We start from the raw sequence: 24512 nt of genomic DNA, 5'->3' as shown, positions 1-24512 counted from the left end.
ATATTGGGGGAAGAGTTGTCGCTTTATCAGCGACTCCGTAGCAGTCAAAAACTGCGATTGTTAAAGAGCGAATAAAACTATACAGTTTCTAATTCAGGCCAAATTTTATACCAATCGTCTGGCCTTAAATCTCTGCGTGTAACTGCACCATTTGTTGCTATTTCAATTTCAACACAACGTTTAGGAAAAATAGCACTAACACCAGATGCCATTTGAGAAAGGAAAGACTTCGAAACACCTAATTGGTCAGCTAATTCTTTAGCACCACCCCACTCAAGTGAATCTATATATTTTTTTAACTCCATATTTACTCTCCATTAGTTTTAAATATGGAGTTTATTAAACACTAAACCCAACGTCAAGTATTTGCTTGTTTAGTCATTACTAATCAAAATAAAGGTATGGAAATAAAAAAATTAAGACAAATAAAACTCTCACAGTGGTTTAAAGGTAAAACCCTGCCCACTAAAGAGAAAAGCTATATATCTCAACTGATGAGTGGTAAATCATCGTTTGGAGAGAAGGCAGCTCGTCGTCTAGAAAGAGACTATGGGATGCCTATTGGTTATCTGGATACCCAAGATATTCAGGATGATGAGGTTGAATTCATAGGTAGAATACCATCAGGTTTAGTCAAAGTACGTGGCGAAGCATTTCTAGGTGTCGATGGTGCTGTTGATATGATTGAAGCCCATAGTGGATGGTTAAAAATATACAGTGATGATGTTGATGCATACGGACTTAAAGTTAAAGGTGACAGCATGTGGCCTCGCATTCAATCAGGTGAGTATGTTGTCGTTGAACCCAATACTTCAGTAAAGACAGGTGACGAGGTATTTGTACGCACGATTGATGGTCACAACATGATAAAAATCTTTAATAAAACTAGAGATGGAGACTATCAATTCACCAGTATCAACAACTCACATAAACCAATAACGTTATCACCAGATCAAGTAGATACAATTCATTATGTCGCAGCTATAGTTAAACCTATCAAGTTTATTGATATCTGCGAAAAAACAGGTAAAGCATTTTTCCCAACAGTCTAACAACACGTTTTAGGTGTAGATAAATTCGAGATTTTGATTAATGCAAAATAATAATCAATTAGAAGTCACAGAGGCTATTCGCCAAATGGACGCTGGCTCTACAAAACCTATTTTATGCTCTTGTGATGATGGAAATCTTTACGTTATAAAAAGCAATGCATCTGTATCAAGAAGAGAATTAATTCATGAATATGTGGCATCAGCTATAGCAAAGAAAATCAATTTGCCGATCCCTGATTTTGCTATCGTATATGTTCCAAGTGACATTGTTGATTTTTTACCTCCTGATCTAAAAGGAAAGCTTTCCTGTGGATATGCATTCGCTTCTCAATTTATCGAGGACTCAGCTAGTATTACATTTACATTGGCTCACCAACTTATTGACATACAAAAACAAAAAGAAATATACCTATTTGATAGATTGATAAATAACTCAGACAGGTCACTTACCAAACTTGGTGGTAATGTAAATATTATTTATAACGTAAAAAAACAAAGCTATTATTTAATAGACCATAATCTTGCATTTGATCCAAACTGCAACATAGACATGTTTGAATTCCATGTATTCTCACCAAAAAACAGAAGTTGGCAATATGACATGTTCGATGCAATATCCAATGAAGAATTAATAGAATGTATTAACTCTTCATGCGATGATGCACTAGAGGAAATACCAACTGAATGGGTTGATGATGAGTTATCCAAAAATAGTATTTCTAACAATATATTACATACCGTAGCTAGAGGAAGAAGTAGTGAGTTTAGGAGTACAATAATATGAAAATACCATTACTTTACAGCATTATAAGATATGCTCCATACGCAGAAACTGAAGAATTTGCGAATGTAGGTGTGGTTATTTGCTCTCCGAAAACCAACGAACTTCATTTTAGTTTGACGAAGTCTAACGATGCTAGAATCCAGAATTTTTTTAGGGATGACTCTATCTTTAAAGTGGTTAAACCATTAATAGAAAATGAATTAAACGTAGCATCAGATATTGCATCTAACTTTAATTCTGCTGAAGGATTAAGAGACTTCTTTTTTAACTTAACCGAAAAGCGTGAGTCTATCTTTTGTTATAGCCCTGTTCGTGTATTAATGGCTCACAATGCAAATGAAGAGCTTGATAGGCTATACAGCAAATTTATTAAACAAACAGGCAATACAAAAGAGCGCAGAGAAGACATCTTAGCCGCAGAATTAAGACATAGATTCCAAGTTCACAGCGAGCTAAAAGGCGCATTTAAAAAAATCAGATTAGGGGGAGAGCTCACTAGTTTTGAAATGCCACTAGTAGCAGAGACAAGTGCAAAAGAGATTCTTTGTGCCATAAAGCCACTTGCATTCAACCAAATTGAGCCAAGCAAAATGCTTGAGCATTGTGATAAGTGGGTAGCCAGAATAAGACGAGCTGTTGATGAGAAAATACTGACATTCAATAATGTACTATTCACTATTGACCACAAAGTCAAATTAAAAACCCCAGAGTCAAAGGCTATTGATGAAATTAGGTACACCCTAGATAAATATAAGATAACTCACTTTGAAGCTAAAGATAAAGATTCAGCAATTAAGTTTGCTAAGCAAAAATTAGCCTGACTCTAGCCTTCCTTCTGAGAAGGCTTTTTTGTACCTCTCTCCTCGAAATAAATGTTCGACATTACAACCTGCGATTTTTCACAAATAAATTTATTTAACATTCATAGCGTTGTTAATTATTAACTAAATCATGTTTAGTAAATACTTGACCTGAATTTTAGTATTTATTAAACTAAGCACATCAACGTAACACAGCACGTTGAAGTTCTTTAACAACGATGGTGGCGAGCTGTGTATTAGCTACCAGAACGGCGACGCTGATAAAGCGTCAACCTTCACAGAAGGTTTTCGGATTGGTGTTTCATTATTTTATCACCAATCACTAAAGCCAACTGTTTGGAGGATATATGGCAACTATAAAAGTGAAGAAATCACGCAAACCAGACTTTTTACGTGGTAACTCTGCAAATAGACGTCATGCCAGACGGAAAGTCGAAGCCATTGCAATTAGAGATATTGAGATACAACTAGACTCAATATTTCAACTAGAAACTAAAAAATTAAACCGCGTTGAAAAGACACTATCACTAAGCCACATTCCTGTGACTAGAAATATTGAACCTAAGTATCAATCATCACCTGATAACTGTTGTTTACCAAACATAGTTATGTTTTCGAGTGTTAGAACAAAAAAATCAAAGGATAAATTTTGTGTCACTGCAAAATAAATTAGAAACCACCTTATATTGGATAATCAGTATATCAAATTAATTGAATGATTGACTTTCATCTCATATTTTACATAAAGGAGATACTATAATCTAAGCTATTTTATTCTAACTATGTGGTTCAATAATGAAAAAAAATATTCTCGACATAATTAATAGTGCCAATAGTGTTTTAGAACACACTGTATCCATATTAGAATCATTCAATGAAAATCTAGCAAAACTTAATTCCTCAATTGAAGCATTCAGTTTGAAACGAGAGCATAACCGACCAATAGAATATGAGATAAAAAATATTAAATGTTTACTCAAATCAAATGAGTTTAACAAACAACAATTACCTCAATATATGAAAACATTGTCGGATATAAAATCCTTTAAAAAGGAATTTGAAGATTTGGATAAAGATGTAAAAAAAATATATTTAGAAATGATACCAAAAGCTAACTCAATAGATGATGAAATATTAATTATTGAAAAAGAAATTTCAATTTTGAGCAGTAACATCCTTACTGACTCTGAGGTAAATATACTTATTGATAAAATTATAGAATTAAAAAAATTACTTAAAGAGTAATATTTCCATAACTTTTATTATCTTAATTATCAAAACATCATAAATGGAAAATAAAAATGACTCAACAAGATACTTCTGTCGTTATTAACGTCAAATTAACTTTAAATCACATTGAAAATAAACCACATCGAGTAGAAGTAAACACTCAAATAAATGCTTCAGATGAAATCCCTGAATTAGCTATATTGTTAAGTGACTTCTCAGATAATTTGATTGGAGAAAATGCGATAAAAACGGCATTAAAAAAAGCAGTTTTAAATACCTTAGTAAACAAAGTTAAACATTAATAAAAATATTTCCCTCTCGCCTAAATCTTTTTTCGCCAACACCAGAATATATCAATCATTACCACTATCACTTAATTAGTGAGGATTTTGCACATCCAAAGGTAAACATGAACATTGATAAATACACACTTTGTTTAGCCCAAAGCCAAGCAGGGATCGCCCATTTCCTCAAAGATGAACATGGATGGAATAAGGCCAATCAGACATTAAAACAGGCTTATGGCATAAAACATCAATACAACGCAAAGGTATGCAACGAAATAAATATCCCAATAAATAGGCTCTATGGATAGAGGTAATTTTTTGTGAATAATTTTAATAATCAAATATACCCAAATGATAAATACCCCCGACTAAGTTCACCTACTCCGAAAAGGAATTTCAAAGAAGCTCTCGCTCATGCAATAGCTATTATTGAAGGAGAAATACCTAACAATTCGCCTGGCATAGCTGAACAGCGACTCGCTATGACGCTTTGGTATATGAATTTAGATGCATCCAAGAATCACCCTCCTCTTCCTGAGCATATTCAAGCCCAACGAGATTCAAAAAGGACATATACGCCTAGTAATACATTTGAAGTCGATTACTACGGAAGTGATCGCCGTCAAGGTCAATATTTAGGGGATTAATATGACTGCTGTATACAAAGCTATTAGTAATGTTGCTAGAGAAATGGCTGAAACGGGCATTAAAAAAGGAAGTGTAAACCAGCAACAAGGATTTATGTTCAGAGGAATTGACGCTGTATATAATGCCCTCGCTCCTGCTCTAGTTAAGCATGGATTGCTTATTCTTCCACGGATCATTGAACGTACCGTCACGGAAAGACAAACACAAAGAGGTGGCTTGTTATTCTATGTCGTAGTGAAAGCTGAGTTTGAATTTGTTTCTGTTGAAGACGGAAGCAAACACACGGTTGTGACTTATGGTGAAGCAATGGATAGCGGAGACAAAGCCACAAATAAAGCCATGTCTATTGCATATAAATACGCAGCTTTCCAAACATTTTGTATACCAACCGAAGAAACGGCAATCGATGCTGATGCAGAAGCCCACAATGTAGCACCGAGAACACCAGATCAAATATTGAAAGATTTTACTAATTCAGCAATGGCTATTACAGATCTCAATATTTTGAAAAAAGAATTTGGTGAAACATGGAAGTTACTCAGGAAAACGCCTGAACAATCAAAAGCAAAGGAAGTATATAACATCAGAAAATCAGAATTGGAGGCGATGTAATGGCAAGTAAAGGTGTAAACAAAGTCTTATTGATAGGACATCTAGGTCAAGATCCTGAAATGCGTTACCTCCCAAATGGCGATGCAGTTACTAATATTACATTAGCCACCAGCGATTCATGGAAAGATAAACAATCAGGTGAAACCAAGGAACGTGTTGAATGGCATAGAGTTGTGATATTCGGAAAACTTGCCGAAATCGCTGGAGAATATATGCGTAAAGGTTCACAAGTCTATATCGAAGGCCAATTACAAACACGTAAATGGCAAGATCAAAATGGACAAGACAGATACAGCACGGAAGTTGTAGTGAATATTAATGGCTCAATGCAAATTTTAGGTAACAACAATCAGGCAGGTAGCCAGAAATCACAACCATCACCTCATCAACACGAATGGAGCCCACAAAAATCTCCTAAACATAATGAACCTCCAATGGACTTTGATGATGATATTCCTTTTGCGCCGATTGGATTACCTTATCCTCGTATCGCTATTCATATTATTTAAAATACTGCTTAACGGATTACGCTAATTAATATTTATTTAAACTGAGTATAAATAACGTGGAGAGAAAATATGTCAAGAATGGTGACTCTTGAAGCGTGGGCAAGGTTGGAGTTTGGAGATGCCTCTCCTTGCATGACGGTATTACAAAAATACGCAAAGAATAACCTTATTGCACCACCTGCAATGAAAGTTGGTCGCAAGTGGATGGTTGATAGAGAGGCTCGTTATGTGGGTTATCTGTCTCTCCCTCAAATTCCTACTAAATCAACGGAACGACTTAAGAGGATAATTACAGATGGCTGCCCGACCACGAACCCATAAAATTATTATCCCTAATCTATATCGAAAGCTAGATAAACGTAACGGCAAAATTTATTGGCAATATAAACATCCCATCACCGGTAAATTTCATAGCTTAGGCACCGACGAGCAAGAAGCGAGAGAAACCGCCATTCAAGCCAATACAATTATTGCTGAACAACATACTCGACAGTTATTAAGTATTAATGAACGGTTATCAAAAATTAAGACAAACAAGTCTGAAATATCTGTCGATATATGGATAGATAAATATTTAGATATTCAAAAAGAAAGATTAGATATCGGTGAATTAAAAATTAATTCTTATCGACAAAAGATGAAACCTATTAATTTATTCCGTCAGTATTGTGGTACGAAAATATTAAAAGAGATAACCGCTTTAGATATTGCTGAAATAATAGATTCAGTCAAAGTATTAGGACATTCAAGAATGGCTCAGGTCGTTCGCATGGTGCTTATTGATGTATTTAAAGAAGCTCAACATGCTGGCTATGTTCCGCCTGGTTACAATCCTGCGAAAGCAACGAAACAACCACGGAACAGAGTGAAAAGAGAACGCATGACATTGGACGAATGGCGCACTATTTACCAGCAAGCTAAAAATCATCCTCCTTATCTGCAATGTGGAATGTTGCTCGCCTTAACCACAGGTCAGCGGATCGGTGATATCTGTAAAATGAAATTCTCTGATATTTGGGATGACATGTTACATATACAGCAAGAGAAAACGGGCAGTAAGTTGGCCATCCCTCTCTCGCTAAAATGTGAGGCTATCAATCTCTCTTTAAGGGATGTCGTTGCTCAATGTCGTGATGCTGTTGTAAGTAAATATCTAGTACATTATCGGCATACCACCGCACAAGCAAAACGAGGCGAACAAGTCACACCAAATACATTAACCACAACATTTAAAAAAGCACGAGATAAATGTGGGTTAAGTTGGGAAAAAGGTACGGCACCGACTTTCCATGAACAGCGATCTTTATCTGAGCGACTTTATCGAGAACAAGGAATTAATACACAAAAATTATTAGGGCATAAAACACAAAATATGACTGATAAATACCACGACGATAGAGGCAAAGAATGGCAAATTATTGCTGTTTAATTGAGCAGTTTTGGGGAAGAGTTTTGGGGATATTTTGGGGATATTTTGGGGATATTTTGGGGATATTTTGGGGAAGAATTTTATAGTACAAAAAATAAACGGGAACTAATAAGCTCCCGTTAACTATTTATCAAATCAACAATTACATATGTTTGATAATCGCGTCACCAAACTCGCTACATTTCAGCAGTTTAGCACCTTCTAACTGACGTTCGAAATCATAAGTTACAGTCTTAGCAGCAATCGCCCCTTCCATACCTTTAATGATTAAGTCAGCTGCTTCTGTCCAACCCATGTGGCGTAACATTATACCCATAATAATTAGATAACTTATTAAATAAATAATAATTATTTGGGTAGTAATTTGTTTTTTATGTGATCTTGGTTTATATGTAACTGGTTGATTTTTAGTTTAGTTTGGAGATATTTTGGGGAAGATATTTTAAATAATTGAGGGCTTATCAAGCTTGATATAAAACATTCAAATCTATTAGTTATATTAAACAATAGAAAGTCAATATTTAATTATAATAATTCATATTAGTAATAACTCAAATCTGATTGTCAGTTTTGAGAGAATAGCGGAAGCTGTCTTTGTTCTCACGTCTAGTACTATATGAGTCAATTTTTGTTGTATGGATACTAACATTGTTCAACTGTAAGCCGAGAAGTTCTATCCAATGTGGCTTATTTAGGTGATAGCTAATGATTGACTGTGCTTTTTTAGGTGTTAATTATAATTGTGTTACATAAGTTTTTTGATTTTCCAAAATGCGTAACACTGTTCTTTGAAAGCCTAACATCATTTGTTCTAGGTCATGTAGATGATGCATAATTACTCGTTTATGGTCATTATAATCTGCATAATAGGAAACTATAGTTGGACGGTCATTGCCTAGCTGGTTGTATACTTCCGCGTGCATCATCGAGTGTTTCATACTATTAGATAACTGATTAATAACCCATAAAAAACTCACAGAGCTAGGGTCACTTTTATATATTCCATTGTCACCAATGAAAATTTTTTCTAGATCAGTGATAGCCTCTTCAATTGTTCCAAGTCTACCAATTTTATCTAGTTTAACTTTCATCGTTTCTATGTATTCCTCAAAGTTTGTAAGTACATATGTAAGCTGAACTAAGTTGTCTATAGCACTACGCATATACATGACCATTTCTTCAACAAGAAAATGATATTGGTATATTGCTGTTGGAGTCGTACAAAATTTTGACAAACTTTCTTTTGGACCATCAACAGGGATATGGAGTAATTCATTGGTATTTACTATCGAATAATAATAATCACAAGCTTCTTGATATTTCGCTTGTGCAGCTCTCACTTTTTGACCTATCAGCATGCATACCAAATTACTATTGCAAATTTGTGGTAAATTTGGATATGTAGGAAAATCACCTGATATTAAGGATATTTGGATTGGTTCGTAGCTGCCCGAAGGTAATGTCGAGTTATAAGTGACCTCTTTATAAACTGGTCTCCAAAACTTATCTTTTTCAATAACCCATTTGCCCATTTTGAATACTGGTATATAACCTTCTGTACAAATAAGTATAGATGGAGGGATATCAGTACTATTTGCAGGTAGTCCAGTGCCATGACATTGTTGATACTGTTCAGTTGATAAGTAAAACCCATAAAACGGTTCATAATTATAAATAGTAATAATATTCATGATAACTCATTTGAAATATATGGTTTTTGTTAGGGATACATCATTTTACTAAAAGCTATTCGTATAAGATATAGATACTTTTTCAACTTCTTTCAATCTGTTATCTACAACTAAATTATGTCATGATGACTTAAAAATAATTAAATAAATCTCCTGTGATGTAGAGATTTGATTATGGGTTATTATTCCGAAAGGAGCGAAAACCGAACGCCCACATAGTGTAAACAGACGTCCGATATTCTGAAGTGGGCAAGCAGATTACTTAACCCGCTTCCCCGTTTCGTCAATGACCTTCTCACCATCCTCTTTGGTAAACGCTCCTTTCTGAGCTTCCGTTAGAATATCCAGCAATATTTCTGAAGGACGGAAAAACTACGCCATATACGACGCGACACATCTTTTAGTTACCTTGAAAAATCGTGCAATTTTGCACTAAATCACAATTTAATCCTTATGAACTCTATAAATATAACAATCTATCATCATTCCACTTTTTTTTGATTTTTACACCATGTAACATTGCTATCATTTTCAGTCGATTATTAAGAACTCCAATGACAAACTATGATTTCAGAGCACTCAATAATGAAGAGTTTGAAAGACTAGCTACAGACCTCTTAAGCAAGAGAGAAAATATACTTATTGAGCGTTTTAAATCAGGAAAAGATGGTGGAATTGATGGTCGTTTTTATCACTCTGGCGAAGTAATAATCCAAGTTAAACACTATGTTAAAACTGGTTATAGTGGATTATTAAGTAAACTTAAAAGCGAAGAAGTTGCAAAAGTTGAAAACTTAAAACCTAATCGATACATTTTCATCACAAGCGTTGGTTTATCCCCTGCTAATAAAAAAGAAATCTTCGATTTATTTAATCCTTACATTCTAAGCAATAATGACATCATTGGTCCTGAGCATCTAAATGATCTTTTAACACTTTACCCCGATATAGAACGGAACCATTACAAACTTTGGCTTTCCAGTACAAATTTTTTAATGAGTGTACTAAATAATGCTGCGATTCAAAATAGTAACTTCCTGATTGAAGATGCTAGGAAAGAATCATACAAATTCATCGAAACCAAGCAATTAAAAAAAGCGTTAGAGATTTTAGATGAAAATAAAGTTGTAATTATAACTGGTTTACCTGGCGTTGGTAAAACCACTCTTGCAAAACAAGTGATGCTTATGCATTGTAATCGCGGCTATGAAATTTACCACATTGAAGGATCAATTTCGGAAATAGAATCTATATATTTTAAAGAGAGAAAGCAATTTTTCTATTTTGATGATTTTCTCGGCGCTACTCTTTTAGAAATTTTCACTAGAAACTCTGATTCTAAAATTGTTCAGTTTATTAAAAAAATCATTACCGACAAAAACAAAAAGATGATTTTAACGTCAAGAACCAATATATTAAACAGAGCTAAAAATCTCAGTGATTTATTTAATATAGAAAAAATTGAAAAAAAAGAACTTGAGATAAATGTATCAGATCTTAGTGATATAGAAAAGGCTGATATACTTTACAATCATGTTTGGCATAGTTCATTATCGCAGGAGTACATTGATACTTTTTATGATAATCGTAATTATTGGAAAATAATACATCATCCAAACTTTAACCCACGGCTTATATCGTTTATTACAGATAGCGATAGAATATCAGGAATCGATAGTTCGAATTTTTGGTCATATATCGAAAATTCATTAGACAATCCTGAAATGATCTGGTCGCACTGTTTCAATAATCAAACACGTGAGGAAGTCCTTGATCTAGTTTGCTTGGTTGTTTTTAATGCTAATAACATTGAAGAACAGGATTGTAAAAATGCATTAAAACGCGTTTTCAATATCAAATATAAAAATAACTTTTACTCCAAAGTAAATAAAATAGATGAATACATAAAAGAGTCAATAAAATCAACACTTAATAGAAGTCTAACACCACTAAATAAAAATGTAATGATAAGATTGACACCATTCAACCCATCAGTGTCTGACTATATCATCAATCGCTATGCTACTGATGAAACCTCTCTTTCACTTTACTTTTCAGCTCTTAAAACAAATCAATCAATTAACACTTTATTCTCTTTGCACAGCAATAGGAAAATCAATTCAGATGTATTTGTTTCAGTACTTGAGTCAGTACTCAATGCCGTTGATCTTAAATGCTTAAATGATTACTCAATTCATCTTCTTCATTCGGTCATACATTCCAATTTAATCTCCACCAATAAAAATAGAATGGTCTATCCGAGCTTATTTTTAAACATTAAAGAAGAATATCTAACTTACGATTACGAAGTTGGGGAGTGCGTGTTATGGGCTGTAAAAAATAATCCAAGTCTATTTTCCGATCAATTCATCTCTGACTTTATAAATTATGCCATGAGGTCTAGTTGGAGATATACTCTCAGCCATGACGATTACCTCCCCTTAGCACACTTAATAAATCTTCGACCTACAATAAAAGAAGAGGAAGTTACTCAAGAACTAATGGAACATATCAAAGAATATTGGCACGAAAATTATGACGAATATTTATCTGGAACAGAGAAAATCCAATCATTAGATTATGACGAAAGATCTAAAGCTGATGACATTGCATATGACATGCTACATGATTTAATTAATGAATACGATCTTCCCTTTGAGGACAATGAAATTGAATATATGTATAGTAAAGTCGATGCATCTGCACACCTCTCTGACTTTTATGATTATGATGACGATGAAAGAGAGCTCTTCTATAGTCGCAGAGATGAAAAAGAACATAGCGAAAGCTATATAAACGATTTATTTCAAAAACATTAGCTAATTTCATAACTCACTATTTTGGCTACACATGAAAAATATTATTGCATAAATGCGCAAACTGCCGGAGGCCAATCTGGTGGTTTGTTATTGATACATCAGAATGCACACCTGAATAGTTCAAAATTGATTTTTCAAAAAATTTCATTGTGGTGCTCCATCATCAACTCCCTTTTCCAAAAGCCCCATTTGGATCACACAAAAAATCCACAATGTCTCTTTCATAGTCCTGCTACAACTCCCCCCCTGTTGTAACTCAGCTTTTTGCCCTTATATTTCCAATCCCAGAGCATTGTTAGAATTGGGTTGTTCCTTTCAAATCGCACACGCGCTTCCAGTTTAACTTTTCTGGCCTCCATCGTAAGTTGTAGTGGTCAACTAAAACTGGCCATCGTTTTAGAGTTTTTCCAGTATCTCTTTTCGGATTCGTTTGGTGATAATCCTCCGTTATATTCGTGAGGTCTGTGTACGCTGTAATACCCGACAATATAGTCCGTTATTGCATGGACAGCATCACTAAAACTTATGTAGCCAGTCATGGGTACCCACTCGTTCTTCAGGCTCCTAAAGAAGCGCTCCATTGGACTATTATCCCAGCAGTTTCCGCGTCTACTCATACTTTGTTTGATCCGATATCTCCATAGTAACTGCCGAAACTGATTACTTGTATAGTGGCTACCCTGATCACTGTGGAACATCATCCCTGCTGGTTTATCCCGAGTTTCCCACGCCATTTTCAGCGCTTTGATGGTCAATCGACTGTCCGGAGAGAACGACATTGCCCAGCCCACAGGTTTTCTGGCGAACAAATCGAGAACAACGGCGAGATACGCCCAGCGTTGGCCTGTCCAGATATAGGTGACATCGCCACACCACACTTGATTGGGCTCAGTCACTACAAATTGACGTTCGAGATGATTCGATATAGCAATATGTTCTTGTCCGCCACGTTTGTAGTGGTGTTTCGGTTGTTGACAACTTACAAGGCCGAGCTCTTTCATGAGCCTACCGGCAAGCCAACGCCCCATTGGGAAGCCCTTGAACGTTGCCATTATGGCAATACTCCTTGCCCCAGCAGAGCCATGGCTGATGTTGTGTAGTTCCTGAACTTGACTGCGCAATACGGTGCGTCTTCTATCAGGCTGAATAGGACGGGCATTCCAGTATTTATAACTGCTGCGATGAACCCCGAATACATGGCAGAGAGTGGTTACGGGATAACGCGCCCTGAGCTTTCCGATTAACGTAAATTGTTCAGGGAGTCTGACATCAAGAGCGCGGTAGCCTTTTTTAATATTTCATTTTCCATTTCAATACGTTGAAGTTTCTTTTTGAGTTCACGTATTTCAATTTGCTCTGGCGTGATGGGAGAGGCTTTCGGCGTTTTGCCAGCCCGTTCATCGCGCAACTGTTTTACCCATCGGGTCATAGTGGAAAGACCGATATTCATGGCTTTAGCTGCATCAGCAACAGTGTAGTTCTGATCAACAACTAACTGAGCAGATTCATGTTTAAATTCTGCACTGAAATTTCGTTTTTTCATTAAGGCACCTTTATTGTTTGAGGTAAGCATATCACCTCTATTCAGGTGGCCAAATTTATTAAACCACTACAAGTTGTCCTTTAATTGCCACATCCACCTAACTAGCCCCTACCGCTTAGTACGTTCTGAACTTAGCAATGCCCGCTTCTGGCACAAAGTCGACCACCAACAAATATATCCTTTTTTAGCAACTTTTCATCCTCACCAACTAAACTAACCATCTAAACTCTTCCTATCACCCACCATACTCCCTCACATCAATATAAAAATACTGCTTACCTAGTGAGGTTGTTGACATCTGTCCTGAAACTATCATGGAATGAGGAATAATACGGTTACCTCTTCCACAAAGAGTTACTCTAATCGTTTTTCCTCCCATCGAATCCATCATCCCAATATGCCCAATTGTTGTGATTAATACTGCACAAGGGAAACCGACATCCACACCATTCCAATTATTTCCAGTGAGTACAAAGTTATTTCCCTCTAATAAATTAAGCGGTCTTTGGCTTGAAGCATGTGTAATAACACCTTTATGATAAATTTGAATTCCCCATTTTTGAGGATGAAGTGAAATATGATAAGAAGACTTCACAAATACATATAGCTCATATTCTGCTGAATTGCCTTGAATAGTATCAATTAAATTCACACACCACGCATCGTTCTCATAAATTACTTCAGATAATCCACCTAATGATGGATTAGAGGAATTAAGAACTCGAATAAAAATAAGTGGCACTGCGTTATTATTACCTTCGATAACTTTAATTATGCCTGGCTTAGTTTTTATCTTTTTTAAAAATACGGCTGATTCATAGGGTGTTAATTCTTCGGTAATACCCTGATTAAAAAATAACGCACCATATTTACTCATTTAATTAGTACCATAATAATTCCATTAATCGCTTGACTACCACGTAGAGAATTCCACGAAATTTTATTATTCTCGACTCTAACAGTGAAATAAGATCCTCGATTTCTAGCGACAATATAGGCGGCCAATGACCGCCCTTTAGGAATATTATTATAAGTTTTATTGCCATTTTGAGTGACCGCTATTTGGTCAAAAATAAATGAACGCCCTGTGATTTTTATTGGCTTTCCTTTTTCATATATCTCTATTCCCCACGACATGAGAAATCCTCTACGGCATCAGGAGATACCCATCCTCCTAAGAATTTAAATCCTAATTGAGGTACAGCATGATAAAGAGGCCCTTTAATGGTTTCTCTCTTTTTATCAAACTTCACCAATACAGGTTGTTGATAGTGAAAAGTTTTTATTTGGTAAACACCTTGGCAATCGACTTTTTTATATCCAGAGGTACACCCTGACAATAATAATGCTGTAATTAAAATAATAAACTTCATACGCTACCCTAAATAACCTATTTTTGCCGCTAACTGATTGTTTTCATCGTAAACATAAATAGTATTATTCGTGATCACTAACCGCCCTTTTGTTCCTCCTGAGTTAATATCTAACCGTCCACGAAATACCGCATCATTTAATTCCACATTCCCTGTTGTGGCATCAATATTAAATCCTTTCTTGCCCGCTAAATAATTAGTGGAGGTTATCTTTTTACCTACCGATAATTTATCAATGGTTGCCTTGCTAAATAACGCATCATTGAAAAAAGCTTGTCCATTTTGGATCACAAACGGTGTCACCACTTTGCCGTTTAATGACGATATCACCGCAAAGTTTTGGGCATTAACCAGAAATTGACTATTTCCTTGTGCATTGAATCCTAAGCCAATGCCAGTAATGACTTTATTCCCTTTGCTATCTTGTTGGACTTTCATTGTCCATGATGCCGAAATTTTGCCATTTATGTCTGTGACCACTTTCGAAGTTTGTTCGATTTTGGCTGAACTTGTACCCACTTGGCTTTCTAAGCGAGTGACCTGCTGGGCGGTAGAGGTCACTTTACCTGAAACCTCAGTCACCTTAGTTTCAAGTTGATTTACCGCATTCGCCGTTGCATTGGCTTTCTGTTCGCTAGATTTAGGCACGTCATTCACCACAAACCCTTTTGGTGCCACCGATTGCTTGTTGTTGGTGTAAGTGCTGGTGATGATTTGATGGTTTACACTTTTATGCTTAGTAAGCTGATATTTTGCTCCTCCTCGCAAATAGATATATTCCACAGAGCCATTCGTTAATTGAGCTGGCCCCATCACAGGGGATTGATTTGTCCATTTCCAATCAAAATTATCAATGATGCGGTTTTCAGACTGGGTTCCCCATCCAGAACCACTGACTTGCCATTCCACAATCATGGCAAAGCCTTTGGTGCTGTGTGTCGTATAGCTGGGTTTATTGTCTGAATATTGCCCTAAGGTTCTAAAAACCTTAAAGGCATAACGTCGAGAGGTTACTAATGGCAAAATCACCGGATAATAGGTGTTTTCATTGAGTTTAGATAAATCTAAATCCACCACCACAGACTCCGTTAAATCGGCTTTCACTTTATCTAATTTGCTGGATAACGTTTGTACCTGAGAGGTTGCGGATGCCACTTTGCCATCAATATTAGATACTCGCGTATTTAATGCATTTACTGCACTACTATCAGCTTTCCCCTTAAGATTTGAATTGAGCGTTGAAATCTCTTGCGTTTGGGCTTGCTGTTTCGAGGTGAGGGTTTCTAATGATTTATTAATCGCTGAAACATTCCCATTCATCCGTGTTTCCAATGACTGTCTGGCTTTAGCTTCCGCTTGGTCGCCTGTAACACGCGCTTGCTTCTCTGCGGAGATAAGTCCTGCGGTGACTTTCGATAAATCATTGCCGGTATAATCACCACGAAGTTGTGTAGCTAAGAATTGGCGTTGTTGAGCCTCCGCTTTATCAGCTTCAGCACGAGCTTGTTGCTCTTGGTTAATTACCGCTCCTCGCGCAACTTGCTCCGCTAAAATCGCATCATGGTTTGCTTTCACTTGCGTGTTTAATTCAACAACAGCTGATTGATCAGCTTTGCTGTTAATTTCACCCAATAGGTCTTGTGCGAGTTGATCTCGGCTAATTTGCCCCGCTAATTCCTCAAGAATTAAATCGGTTTGAGAAGAGCAAACACCAGAAGCTTCCACAAAAGGTGATTTGCCATAGCTGTTGATTGTTCGAACATAAAAATAATACGTATGTCCTGCTTTTAAATTCTCTTGCGTCCAGAAATTCCCTTGGCCAACTTTATTTGTTTTGGTGATCACTTCATTTTCAGAAAGATTAGCGAGCTTTTCCTCACTAAACCAAAACTCAAAGGTATAACCAAAGACAGCACTATCACCTTGTTTCGGTGCAACGGTCAGATTAAATAAGCCAGAAGTAACATCAATATGCTCAGGAGGCGGTGGGGCTTGAATGGCAAAATCACTGATAGCAGGTGCCGACATCGCACCGGCAACGTTTGTTGCTCTGACTTCAACACGATAAGTCCCTCGCGCTAATCCGTTAATATCAACACGCTCAGCCGGTACCTGAATAGATTGAATAACGTTGCCTTCTTGAAGAATAGTGACGGTGTTATAGCGCACATCAGACGCCACATTCTGCCAAGAAAGCGTACCTTGTATGATGTCACTGACTGCAAGTGGAACAAAGGTAAGATTAATCGGTGAAGCAACACCACCAGCGGGTAAACTCACAAATGGCGGGCGCTCAAACGGTTTGCTAATCACATCCTCATATAAATAGGCGCCATCCTCTTCCAACATTAAAGCCACACCATCTAATGCATGAAAAGACCATTCGGCAATACGGAACTCCAGCCCACTAATCCCCAAAGAAGGTAATGCTAAAAGCACAACTTCCCCCGGGCGATAAGCATAGCCGTCTAAGTTCATGGTCAATTGAACCCGTCTTCCGGCTTTCTTTTTGCGGAGATATTGGCGGGCTAATCGTTGGGCTTGATAAGGGCTGGTAACAAAACGATAGTCGATATTCTCCCGAATTTCTAAGCCATCCTCTTTCACCCATTCGTCCACAATCACAGGCGTGAAGTCGGTTTTTGTGTATAACTGTTCGGTATCAATAAACGTGCCATACACCGCATTGGTGGCGTCTTTTAAGCCTGTTTCAGGGGTACAAGTGACGGTGCCAATCAATTGTGATTCAGTGATGGTTTTTATTGCAGGCCCATAATAAGCGCCGATTTGAATACCGTGTTTTCCTGCGGTGAATGTCGGTTCCGCGTTAATGCATTTGTGCATCGCTTCCAAGACACTCGATGGACTCTCATTTAAGTCATAGGCACCATTAAGGGTATATCGCGACTCAAATCCGCCTTCTGGTAGACTCACTTTTTCATCACATAAATCGGCCGCCTGTTTAAAGCTGTCAAAATCAATATCCGTATCAGGCACTTTTAAATAATGGCGGTAATAATCCAAAATCACTAAGGCCCCATTATTACTCCATACAGTTTGCCCAGTGCGAGGATCAAACAGATGTTTTCCCCAGACTTCACATTTCACATTGGGTAATCCATAAGGGAATTTTTCTTGGTCAAACGTAAGTGTCACACGTAACCACGCCAGACCTCGACCAATCATATCCTCTTTCCATGACGGGCAATTTTTAAGCATAAAAGGATCGGCATCTTCCCTGTCATTATGCAACTCCACTTCAACAACAGGTGCCGTAATTTTTAAACTCTTCAACCAAAGGTGTTTAACTTCATGAACGGTATATTCACCAAACGTCTCAATTAAATCGTCCCCTAACCAAATCTTCCCGATTTTCTCTATGGGGTGCCCTGCCAGCGCCAATGCCAGTGTGATTTTTTCATTTTCATCTTGTTCCCCCGCTTCTTCTTCGGCGAAGAAAAGCAAACCCGATATCACTGTTTTTCCGACGATCACGGTTTCAGGTGCAGACGATGAACGTAACATCTGTTTGCGTTCACCGGTATCTCGATAATTCATGGAAGGCAGTTTTGGCTTAAAGATAAGCGAACCCGCAACTTGAACCGCAACGCCTGCTGCCATCAGCGCCATCCCCATCGCCGAGGTAACACCTCCGGTAAATAGCCCCGCAATCATTAAGCCTGCGCCCACGACTTTTGAAATTAATCCACCACTCCCACCCATTATTCCACTCTCCACGCTTTGATTGGGTTAATCTGCACTGGCTTCACGCCTTGTGGAGTTACGCCCCAATAATGCCCCGCCCAAACCACGGCTAAACTGTCACCGTCCTCACCTTTAAACAGTACAAGGTCGCCACGCTGAACGCGCTCAATCTCAATGGATTTGAAATAGCGTGAAACGGCTTTCTCTAATGAGCCAAATTTAGATTTGATCAGATTGAAGGCTTCGGCTTTGGTTTTATAGTGATTGAGATAAGGCTTTATTGGCGAGAAACCACATTGTGCGTAAATACATTCCGAGGCAAAAATACAACAATCAAATTCACTCCATGAAAAAGGGCGACTCATCGCCGCCCTTATGGTTTCAGGTAATTTAAGTGTCCAGTTAGGTTGTTTCATGTACTGACCTTAAATAGCAAAAAACCCACAAAAGTGGGTTTAACAAGACAATAAGATTATTTATAAATAAATGCAGGTGCATCTTTCTTGCTGCCCCAATAAATCGCCCGTTCAGCCATTTGAGCAACATAACGAAAGATACGATCACCTTGTCTTCGAGATGACCACGACTCATCGGTGAATCTATCGGGTAACCCGATTGACCATCGCTCGAATCGATTAGAAACATTAACACATACGGCATTTTCTTCGCCAGACACCACATTGATAGATGTGATTTGTCCGACAAATAAGACTTCAGCAAGAAGTGGTTTTCCCTCTTCACCGATGGCGACCATCATCAACCGGACTTCGCGTCCTCGACTTTGCTCATTCATCACCATACCCACCAGCGATTTATCGAAACCCGCTAATTTAAGCTGTAATTGTGGAGGACTGGTTGTCTTATTTTCTTTTAGCTGACTGATTTCACCTAAACTTCCTACACCTAAATAGGTTTCCCCCGCAATAATCAGTTGCCCAACACCGGTATGCGCACAGGTGACGCCTGATTTCAAATCGAGTCTGGCTGCTAAAACGATATAAGCCCCCTCATTAATCGCGTTGACCATGGCATCAGAAAATGGATGATATTGCATTAGTACAACACCTCCTCAAAAGATAACGTGATATGGGTATACCCCAAGCGACGATGCTGAAATTTACCCTGTTCATTATCAACGAGCCGAAATACTCCAAAAGGACGCTCAACCTCAAGCATTTCATTAACGGTAGGTGACGTTCTTAACATCGGTGAAATAGGAATAATGGCACGCCCTTGATTATCACTGACCACATCCGCCACCACCATTTTGAGTTCATTGCCCACAGTTAAACGATCCCCTTGCTGTAATACTCGCATATTGCGCTTCCAGTCCTTCGTTTCTAGTCGATTACCCAATTGGCTCGGTATTGCAATACGAGGCGAACCATACCCATAACGCCCTTTTCTTATCCAGCTTGATATTTTGACTCGCCCCGACATCCCATCCAATGAAGCCACCAGCGCTTCTAACTGGCGCGATTTCTCTTCATTTAAATTATTAAATGTCAGCTCACAACGCCAACGACTTCCCGGAAAGCGCACCGTCTGGCTACTTCCATTAAATGGCGAGGTAAAGGTTTTGCTGTTACTCAATAATTGCCAGTTTTCTTGTGTGGGGATCACTTCTTTTGGCCATTCAAGAATAGACATTTAGACTCCTAATGTTCTGCGTGCTGCGCCATTACTTTGAAAGTCTTGTAACATCATCGCGTGAGCTTTCTGTGCGCCTGCTTCTGTCCCTTGTTGTGCGGCTTCCTTCATTGCCTGTGCAAGTACAGCGTCACCATTTCCTGTCACCGTAATATGATTGACGATGGTCATTTGCACACCACCTGCACGGGCTAATGTCGATTGTGGTGTAACGGGTATTCGCCCTGCGACCGCCCCCACAAAGCCCCCCGAAGCATAACCTTGCGCCGCATGCATTAAGCGATAGAGATTGCCGACACCCAATTTAGCCGTCGCTTCTTTGGTAAAAACAAACTCACCACCATGCACAATCCCTTTAGGCTCAAATTTCCCGCCATGCCCCGTATAACCACCGTAAGCATGCCCTTTGCTCATCCACCCCATATCAAAGCCCATTGCCTGCCCGCCTGCTTCAATGGCTTTGAAAACCAGCATTTTCATCACCATTCGAGTGATATCAGAGATCACCGCATTAGCAAAATCTTTAAAGCTTCCTTTACCCGTTAAAGCAAAATCGGCTAATGCATCAGACATATTATTAAGCGCATTGGTGGTGACATTTCTGACGTTCTCCATCACATCCATGGCCGACTCACTGAAATCCGATAAGCCTTGTTTTAATCCCGCCATCGGATCACCTTTCATGGCCTCTCGTTTCCTAAGCTCTTCCTCAATTTGCTGTTTAGTGAGCTCGACATTACGTTGTAAGTTCGCCAGCTCTTTTTCGCCTAAATCCACACTGACTTGCTGATACAGCACATCAATCTGACGAAGGGCATTAAGCTTTTCTTGCTCTGCGCGCGATTTTCCTATCAAGGTGGTTTCAAATTGCATCTGCTCAATTTCTTTACCGCGATCATAAGCAAATTGCGCGACCGAGTTGGCACGCGCTAAGTCATCAATGGCTTTCGCTTTTTCTTTTATCGTCTTAATCGCTTTGGGATCGATTTTTAAGATGGCATCAAACTTGTCTTTATTCTGTTTGATATCGGATAATGCGGATGTGTATTCATTAAAGGAAGAGGTAGTGCCATACAGCTGAATACTTTGTCCATCTGCAATCAGTGAGGCTTGTTTTTCCTCTAATTCCGTTAAGATTTTGGTGTACTGTTTGGCATAATCAATGGTTGATTTGTGGCTGGGCTTATACGTCCGTTTGGCTTGCAGTGCCAGTTGTGCCTCAATTTCAGCTTGTAAGGCCTTATCGTAGCCTTGCATATCTGGCGTAATTTTGCGTGAAGCCAATACATCTTCTGCATTTAATTTCGCTAATGCCTTCCCTGTGGCTTGTGCTTTTGCCACTGAACGTTGCGATTTTTCAATCGATTCATCAATCTGTTTAGCAATCGCCGTGGCGGCATTCACTTGGCTATTTGTCGCCTGAAGCGTGATATCAATGAGTGATTCATATTCAATGCCTAAACTCTTTAAACTCGCCTTAAGTGAATTGATAACGGCATCAACATGTTGTAACTCAGTGGCATAGCGTTTATATTCAGGGGCTTGATCGCCCACTTTTTCTTTGAGTGTCGCCAACATATTTTGCATATTGGCTCGCTGACGCTCTAAGTTATTAACTTGCTCTGCATACATTCCCATCGCAGCATCAAGCTCTTTTTGCTTTTCAGCCACTCGTTTAAGGTATAAATCCCCCACACCTTGTTCAGTAAACGCCTTTTCACTCTCAACGCTGTATTTTGATAGACCTTGTAAGGAAATGACCTGTTGTTTAAGTTCCTCAATTTTCTCCAATTGCGCGTTAATGCCCGATGAAACTTTGCTTAAATTCGCCACTAGCGTGGCATTGCTCATTTTGTTTAACGCTTCTGTTGATGTATCAAGGGAATTGGCAAATTCAATCGATTCTAACTTGGCTTGTTTGACATTTTCGCTGTATTCATACAATCCCATACCCAATGCCGCAACACCGGTCAGCACTAATCCAATAGGGCCACCCGCTAATCCCATAACACTGTTAAGTGCTCGCCCCGCCACTGTTGATTGACGCCGAGCGGTCGTTAATGCACGTTGAGCAACGTTTTCGGCGGTTAATGCCTGTGTATAATTTAGAGAGGCTGTTCTTGCGAGTGATTTTGTGGCGATAAGGTTATCGAGTGCTATTTTTTCCGCGTTAGTGCCTCTAGCAACTTGATATTCCATTTTGGCTCTATTGAGCGCCGATGTGGCGGCTTCTTTATCCGCCCATGCCTTCCTCACGGCACTGGTTGCTGCCACACTATTTGCCTGCGCACTCTGTAATGTGGCTTTGGCTTCATTCAACGTTGCCTGATTTTTCAGATAAGTGGCTTTCGTCCATTGAGAGAGTTTTGCTACCAATGCCGTGACGGCGATCCCTTCAACCACTTTAGCGACTAACGATAGATTATCGGCAAGAGTGGCCATCCCTGTGGTAAAAAGCTGAGTCGCACCTGTGCCTTGATTCGCTTCACCGATAAATTTTGTCATCGCCGATTGAAGGTTAGTAAAACCTTGGCTAACCGTTGTCACGCTGGTAGCAAATTTTTTATCCACACTGTCGGCTGCACGCTCTAAGGCTTGAATGACTTTTTCAATCGTCATTTCACCGTCTTGGGCTTTCTTCCTTAATTCGCCCACACTGACGCCCATCCCGTCAGCGATGGCTTTTGCTAACGCAGGGGTTTGCTCCATCACTGAATTTAGCTCTTCGCCACGTAACTGACCCGAGGCTAATGCTTGACCAAATTGAGTTAATGCCGCTTGGGCTGCGGTTGCACTCGCTCCTGAAATCGCCACGGCTTTTGAGACGGTTTCCGTGAGTTCAGCCACTTTTTGCTGACTTAATCCTAAGCGATCGGCATTATCCGCAAAACGTTGATAAACCTGTGCTGTGGCATCCAATGATTGATAGGTTTTTTGGGCAATATCATAGACCGCTTGTGTGGCTTTATTTAACTCGACAGAACTTTCTGTCACCAGTTTTAAGCGGTTCTGTAATTCCGTCCAACTATCGGCATAATTAATGACTTGATGAATGGATAATGCGCTTGCGGTGACACTCGCAAAACGGGCAAAAAGCGCCGAGGATCTTGCAGTTTGCGATACCATTCGCTCTTGTTGTACGGTGATAGCTTGAAGGCTGACACGAATACTTTGCCCAAATTGTTCTGTTTGGCGCTGGCTACGGTTGATCGCATTTGTGAAATTTGCCGTATTCAGCGTCAAATCAATATTTAATCTACCTAATGCTCCCGCCATAAATTCAATCCTTGGTATGAATACTACAAAAGCAAACTTTCACCCTGAATAAATGCAATATTCCTTGTTATTTGCTATTGATTTAATTATTGATAAACTGAAATTTCGAATAATAGAGGGGGTTTTATGAGACTTATTCTGGCGTTATTACTACCTTGGTTACAATTTTTCACGATTGGTCGCCCATTTGCTGGCATCTTCTGCCTTATCCTACAAATCACCTTAATTGGGTGGATCCCTGCTGCTATCTGGTCGGTTTATGCCCTTTCTCAATACAATACGGATAAAAAAATTGAGAAAATGTCTCGCGGTGGTTAACGATTAAGCCCCACTCATGTGGGGCTATCGATTAGCTAATACACTCTCAGTGACGTTGTCCCACAGCTCTTCTTCCGTGATTTTCTTCTTCCACATCGGCATAAAATCCATCAATTCAGGCGGAGACGTTTTCGGATCACGATTTATCATCGCAAGAAGATGCGCCACTTGTGCCATCCGATAATCCTCTCGCCATAAACCAAAGGGTTGTTTGCGATAAAAAGCTTCATATTCACACAAGTGGCTTTCGGGCATTTGATCGATTTCTGTGAGCGTTTTTCCCAATGCCAACGACAATATCAGTTGGAATTGTCGTCGGTCTCCGAGTTTTTTTCGCTGTTCCCCGCTTCGGCTGTAAACACCGCATTAGAGAACCCTTGCCCTAGACGATTAAGACCTTTTAAGTCTTCTTCATTTTCAGCATCAAAAAGCAACTCTCCTTTTTCATCACACAACTTAAAGGCCAACATTCTGGCGACATCATATTCATCGTAGACACGATTTATCGCCTCATTAAATTGTTCAGGATCGTCTTCATCTAAATAAATGTCCTGCGCTTCGGCAAGCTTGATTTTAATTTGGCGAAGTTTACGCTGAATGTAATTCATGGTGCCAACATCCAGCTCTTTGACATAAAAGGTGTTGTCTAAATAAGTAAAAGGCGTCACTTTCAGTGCTTGGTTTAACACTAATTCACGCAATAACGCGTTAGACATAATCACTCCTAAAATTTTTTATCGTGAAGGGAGAAGAGAAATAATAAAA

At 38.7% G+C, this 24512-nt stretch carries 27 protein-coding genes and 1 pseudogene; 13 read left to right on the top strand and 15 right to left on the bottom strand.

The window, feature by feature from the left end:
• Positions 1–77 precede the first annotated feature (77 nt).
• Complete coding sequence (locus LG402_RS08005; protein ID WP_227336756.1) at positions 78–305, bottom strand: transcriptional regulator; 228 nt, start codon at positions 303–305, stop codon at positions 78–80.
• A gap of 96 nt (positions 306–401) precedes the next feature.
• On the opposite strand from LG402_RS08005, the gene LG402_RS08000 reads away from it, so the two are divergent.
• The 11 genes from LG402_RS08000 to LG402_RS07950 all read left to right on the top strand — a co-directional run bounded on the left by LG402_RS08000 (position 402) and on the right by LG402_RS07950 (position 7372).
• Positions 402–1052 carry a helix-turn-helix transcriptional regulator gene (locus LG402_RS08000; RefSeq protein ID WP_160230271.1) on the top strand — a complete coding sequence of 217 codons (651 nt, stop codon included), beginning with the start codon at positions 402–404 and terminating at the stop codon, positions 1050–1052.
• 40 nt (positions 1053–1092) lie between these two features.
• Positions 1093–1836 carry a HipA family kinase gene (locus tag LG402_RS07995; protein ID WP_160230270.1) on the top strand — a complete coding sequence of 248 codons (744 nt, stop codon included), beginning with the start codon at positions 1093–1095 and terminating at the stop codon, positions 1834–1836.
• Positions 1833–2657, top strand: coding sequence for a DUF3037 domain-containing protein (locus tag LG402_RS07990; RefSeq protein ID WP_160230269.1), 825 nt, complete (start codon positions 1833–1835; stop codon positions 2655–2657). The genes LG402_RS07995 and LG402_RS07990 overlap by 4 nt, the downstream gene beginning before the upstream one ends.
• A 347-nt stretch (positions 2658–3004) precedes the next feature.
• Positions 3005–3325 carry a hypothetical protein gene (locus LG402_RS07985; RefSeq protein ID WP_198624217.1) on the top strand — a complete coding sequence of 107 codons (321 nt, stop codon included), beginning with the start codon at positions 3005–3007 and terminating at the stop codon, positions 3323–3325.
• A 127-nt stretch (positions 3326–3452) separates the two neighbouring features.
• Entirely contained in the window at positions 3453–3902 is a 450-nt protein-coding gene (locus tag LG402_RS07980) for a hypothetical protein (RefSeq protein WP_198624216.1), read from the top strand.
• 56 nt (positions 3903–3958) lie between these two features.
• Positions 3959–4189 (top strand): hypothetical protein, encoded by a 231-nt coding sequence (locus LG402_RS07975; RefSeq protein WP_004244711.1) that lies wholly within the window; start codon positions 3959–3961, stop codon positions 4187–4189.
• A 305-nt stretch (positions 4190–4494) separates the two neighbouring features.
• Positions 4495–4821, top strand: a complete 327-nt coding sequence (locus LG402_RS07970) for a hypothetical protein (RefSeq protein WP_227336755.1) — start codon at positions 4495–4497, stop codon at positions 4819–4821.
• Between the two features lies 1 nt (position 4822).
• Complete coding sequence (locus LG402_RS07965) at positions 4823–5434, top strand: ERF family protein (protein ID WP_227336754.1); 612 nt, start codon at positions 4823–4825, stop codon at positions 5432–5434.
• Positions 5434–5943 (top strand): single-stranded DNA-binding protein, encoded by a 510-nt coding sequence (locus LG402_RS07960; RefSeq protein ID WP_227336753.1) that lies wholly within the window; start codon positions 5434–5436, stop codon positions 5941–5943. The genes LG402_RS07965 and LG402_RS07960 overlap by 1 nt, the downstream gene beginning before the upstream one ends.
• Positions 5944–6012: 69 nt before the next feature.
• Positions 6013–6264, top strand: coding sequence for an excisionase (locus LG402_RS07955; protein ID WP_017628380.1), 252 nt, complete (start codon positions 6013–6015; stop codon positions 6262–6264).
• Entirely contained in the window at positions 6239–7372 is a 1134-nt protein-coding gene (locus LG402_RS07950) for a site-specific integrase (RefSeq protein ID WP_227336752.1), read from the top strand. The genes LG402_RS07955 and LG402_RS07950 overlap by 26 nt, the downstream gene beginning before the upstream one ends.
• 142 nt (positions 7373–7514) lie before the next feature.
• Here the strand turns inward: LG402_RS07950 and LG402_RS07945 are convergent, their stop codons facing one another.
• The 3 genes and pseudogenes from LG402_RS07945 to LG402_RS07935 all read right to left on the bottom strand — a co-directional run.
• Entirely contained in the window at positions 7515–7736 is a 222-nt protein-coding gene (locus tag LG402_RS07945; protein ID WP_319800758.1) for an isocitrate/isopropylmalate family dehydrogenase, read from the bottom strand.
• 370 nt (positions 7737–8106) lie between these two features.
• On the bottom strand, positions 8107–9063 hold the full coding sequence (locus LG402_RS07940) for a hypothetical protein (protein ID WP_196574148.1): 957 nt from the start codon (positions 9061–9063) through the stop codon (positions 8107–8109).
• 258 nt (positions 9064–9321) lie between these two features.
• Positions 9322–9429: pseudogene (locus tag LG402_RS07935) on the bottom strand (arsenate reductase); the annotation flags it as partial.
• A 188-nt stretch (positions 9430–9617) separates the two neighbouring features.
• Here LG402_RS07935 and LG402_RS07930 point away from each other — a divergent pair.
• On the top strand, positions 9618–11882 hold the full coding sequence (locus LG402_RS07930; protein ID WP_107337226.1) for a restriction endonuclease: 2265 nt from the start codon (positions 9618–9620) through the stop codon (positions 11880–11882).
• Positions 11883–12256: 374 nt separating this feature from the next.
• On the opposite strand, the gene LG402_RS07925 is transcribed toward LG402_RS07930, so the two are convergent.
• From LG402_RS07925 to LG402_RS07885, 9 genes are all read right to left on the bottom strand, one after another.
• Positions 12257–13425 (bottom strand): IS3 family transposase gene (locus LG402_RS07925; protein WP_227336521.1). Its coding sequence is split into 2 segments (ribosomal slippage): positions 12257–13176 and positions 13176–13425, totalling 1170 coding nucleotides; the frame shifts between segments, so codons are not numbered across the junction.
• A 235-nt stretch (positions 13426–13660) separates the two neighbouring features.
• Positions 13661–14302, bottom strand: a complete 642-nt coding sequence (locus tag LG402_RS07920; protein ID WP_227336751.1) for a hypothetical protein — start codon at positions 14300–14302, stop codon at positions 13661–13663.
• Positions 14299–14562, bottom strand: a complete 264-nt coding sequence (locus LG402_RS07915) for a hypothetical protein (protein WP_227336750.1) — start codon at positions 14560–14562, stop codon at positions 14299–14301. Before LG402_RS07915 ends, LG402_RS07920 begins: the two co-directional genes overlap by 4 nt.
• The gene (locus LG402_RS07910) at positions 14547–14798 is read right to left on the bottom strand and encodes a hypothetical protein (protein ID WP_072071134.1); all 252 of its coding nucleotides are present in this window, start codon (positions 14796–14798) and stop codon (positions 14547–14549) included. The genes LG402_RS07915 and LG402_RS07910 overlap by 16 nt, the downstream gene beginning before the upstream one ends.
• A gap of 3 nt (positions 14799–14801) precedes the next feature.
• The gene (locus LG402_RS07905) at positions 14802–18521 is read right to left on the bottom strand and encodes a phage tail protein (protein WP_227336749.1); all 3720 of its coding nucleotides are present in this window, start codon (positions 18519–18521) and stop codon (positions 14802–14804) included.
• Entirely contained in the window at positions 18521–18919 is a 399-nt protein-coding gene (locus LG402_RS07900) for a DUF6950 family protein (RefSeq protein WP_227336748.1), read from the bottom strand. Before LG402_RS07900 ends, LG402_RS07905 begins: the two co-directional genes overlap by 1 nt.
• A 56-nt stretch (positions 18920–18975) precedes the next feature.
• Complete coding sequence (locus LG402_RS07895; RefSeq protein WP_012367795.1) at positions 18976–19557, bottom strand: hypothetical protein; 582 nt, start codon at positions 19555–19557, stop codon at positions 18976–18978.
• On the bottom strand, positions 19557–20153 hold the full coding sequence (locus LG402_RS07890; protein WP_227336747.1) for a hypothetical protein: 597 nt from the start codon (positions 20151–20153) through the stop codon (positions 19557–19559). The genes LG402_RS07895 and LG402_RS07890 overlap by 1 nt, the downstream gene beginning before the upstream one ends.
• A complete protein-coding gene (locus LG402_RS07885) occupies positions 20154–23429 on the bottom strand; it encodes a phage tail tape measure protein (RefSeq protein ID WP_227336746.1) in 3276 nt (1091 codons plus the stop codon). It lies immediately after the preceding gene.
• A gap of 126 nt (positions 23430–23555) precedes the next feature.
• Here LG402_RS07885 and LG402_RS07880 point away from each other — a divergent pair, with 126 nt between their 5' ends.
• A complete protein-coding gene (locus tag LG402_RS07880) occupies positions 23556–23747 on the top strand; it encodes a YqaE/Pmp3 family membrane protein (RefSeq protein WP_004242485.1) in 192 nt (63 codons plus the stop codon).
• 24 nt (positions 23748–23771) lie between these two features.
• Here the strand turns inward: LG402_RS07880 and LG402_RS07875 are convergent, their stop codons facing one another.
• Both LG402_RS07875 and LG402_RS07870 read right to left on the bottom strand, forming a co-directional pair.
• Entirely contained in the window at positions 23772–24002 is a 231-nt protein-coding gene (locus LG402_RS07875) for a DUF4035 domain-containing protein (protein WP_223231949.1), read from the bottom strand.
• A 44-nt stretch (positions 24003–24046) separates the two neighbouring features.
• Positions 24047–24463, bottom strand: a complete 417-nt coding sequence (locus LG402_RS07870; RefSeq protein ID WP_088495854.1) for a hypothetical protein — start codon at positions 24461–24463, stop codon at positions 24047–24049.
• Between the last annotated feature and the right edge of the window lie 49 nt (positions 24464–24512).

The organism is Proteus sp. NMG38-2 (genome assembly GCF_020640995.1).
GTDB lineage: Bacteria > Pseudomonadota > Gammaproteobacteria > Enterobacterales > Enterobacteriaceae > Proteus.
The sequence above is the reverse complement of the archived record's forward strand: the minus strand, read 5'-3'. Positions and strand labels throughout refer to the sequence as shown.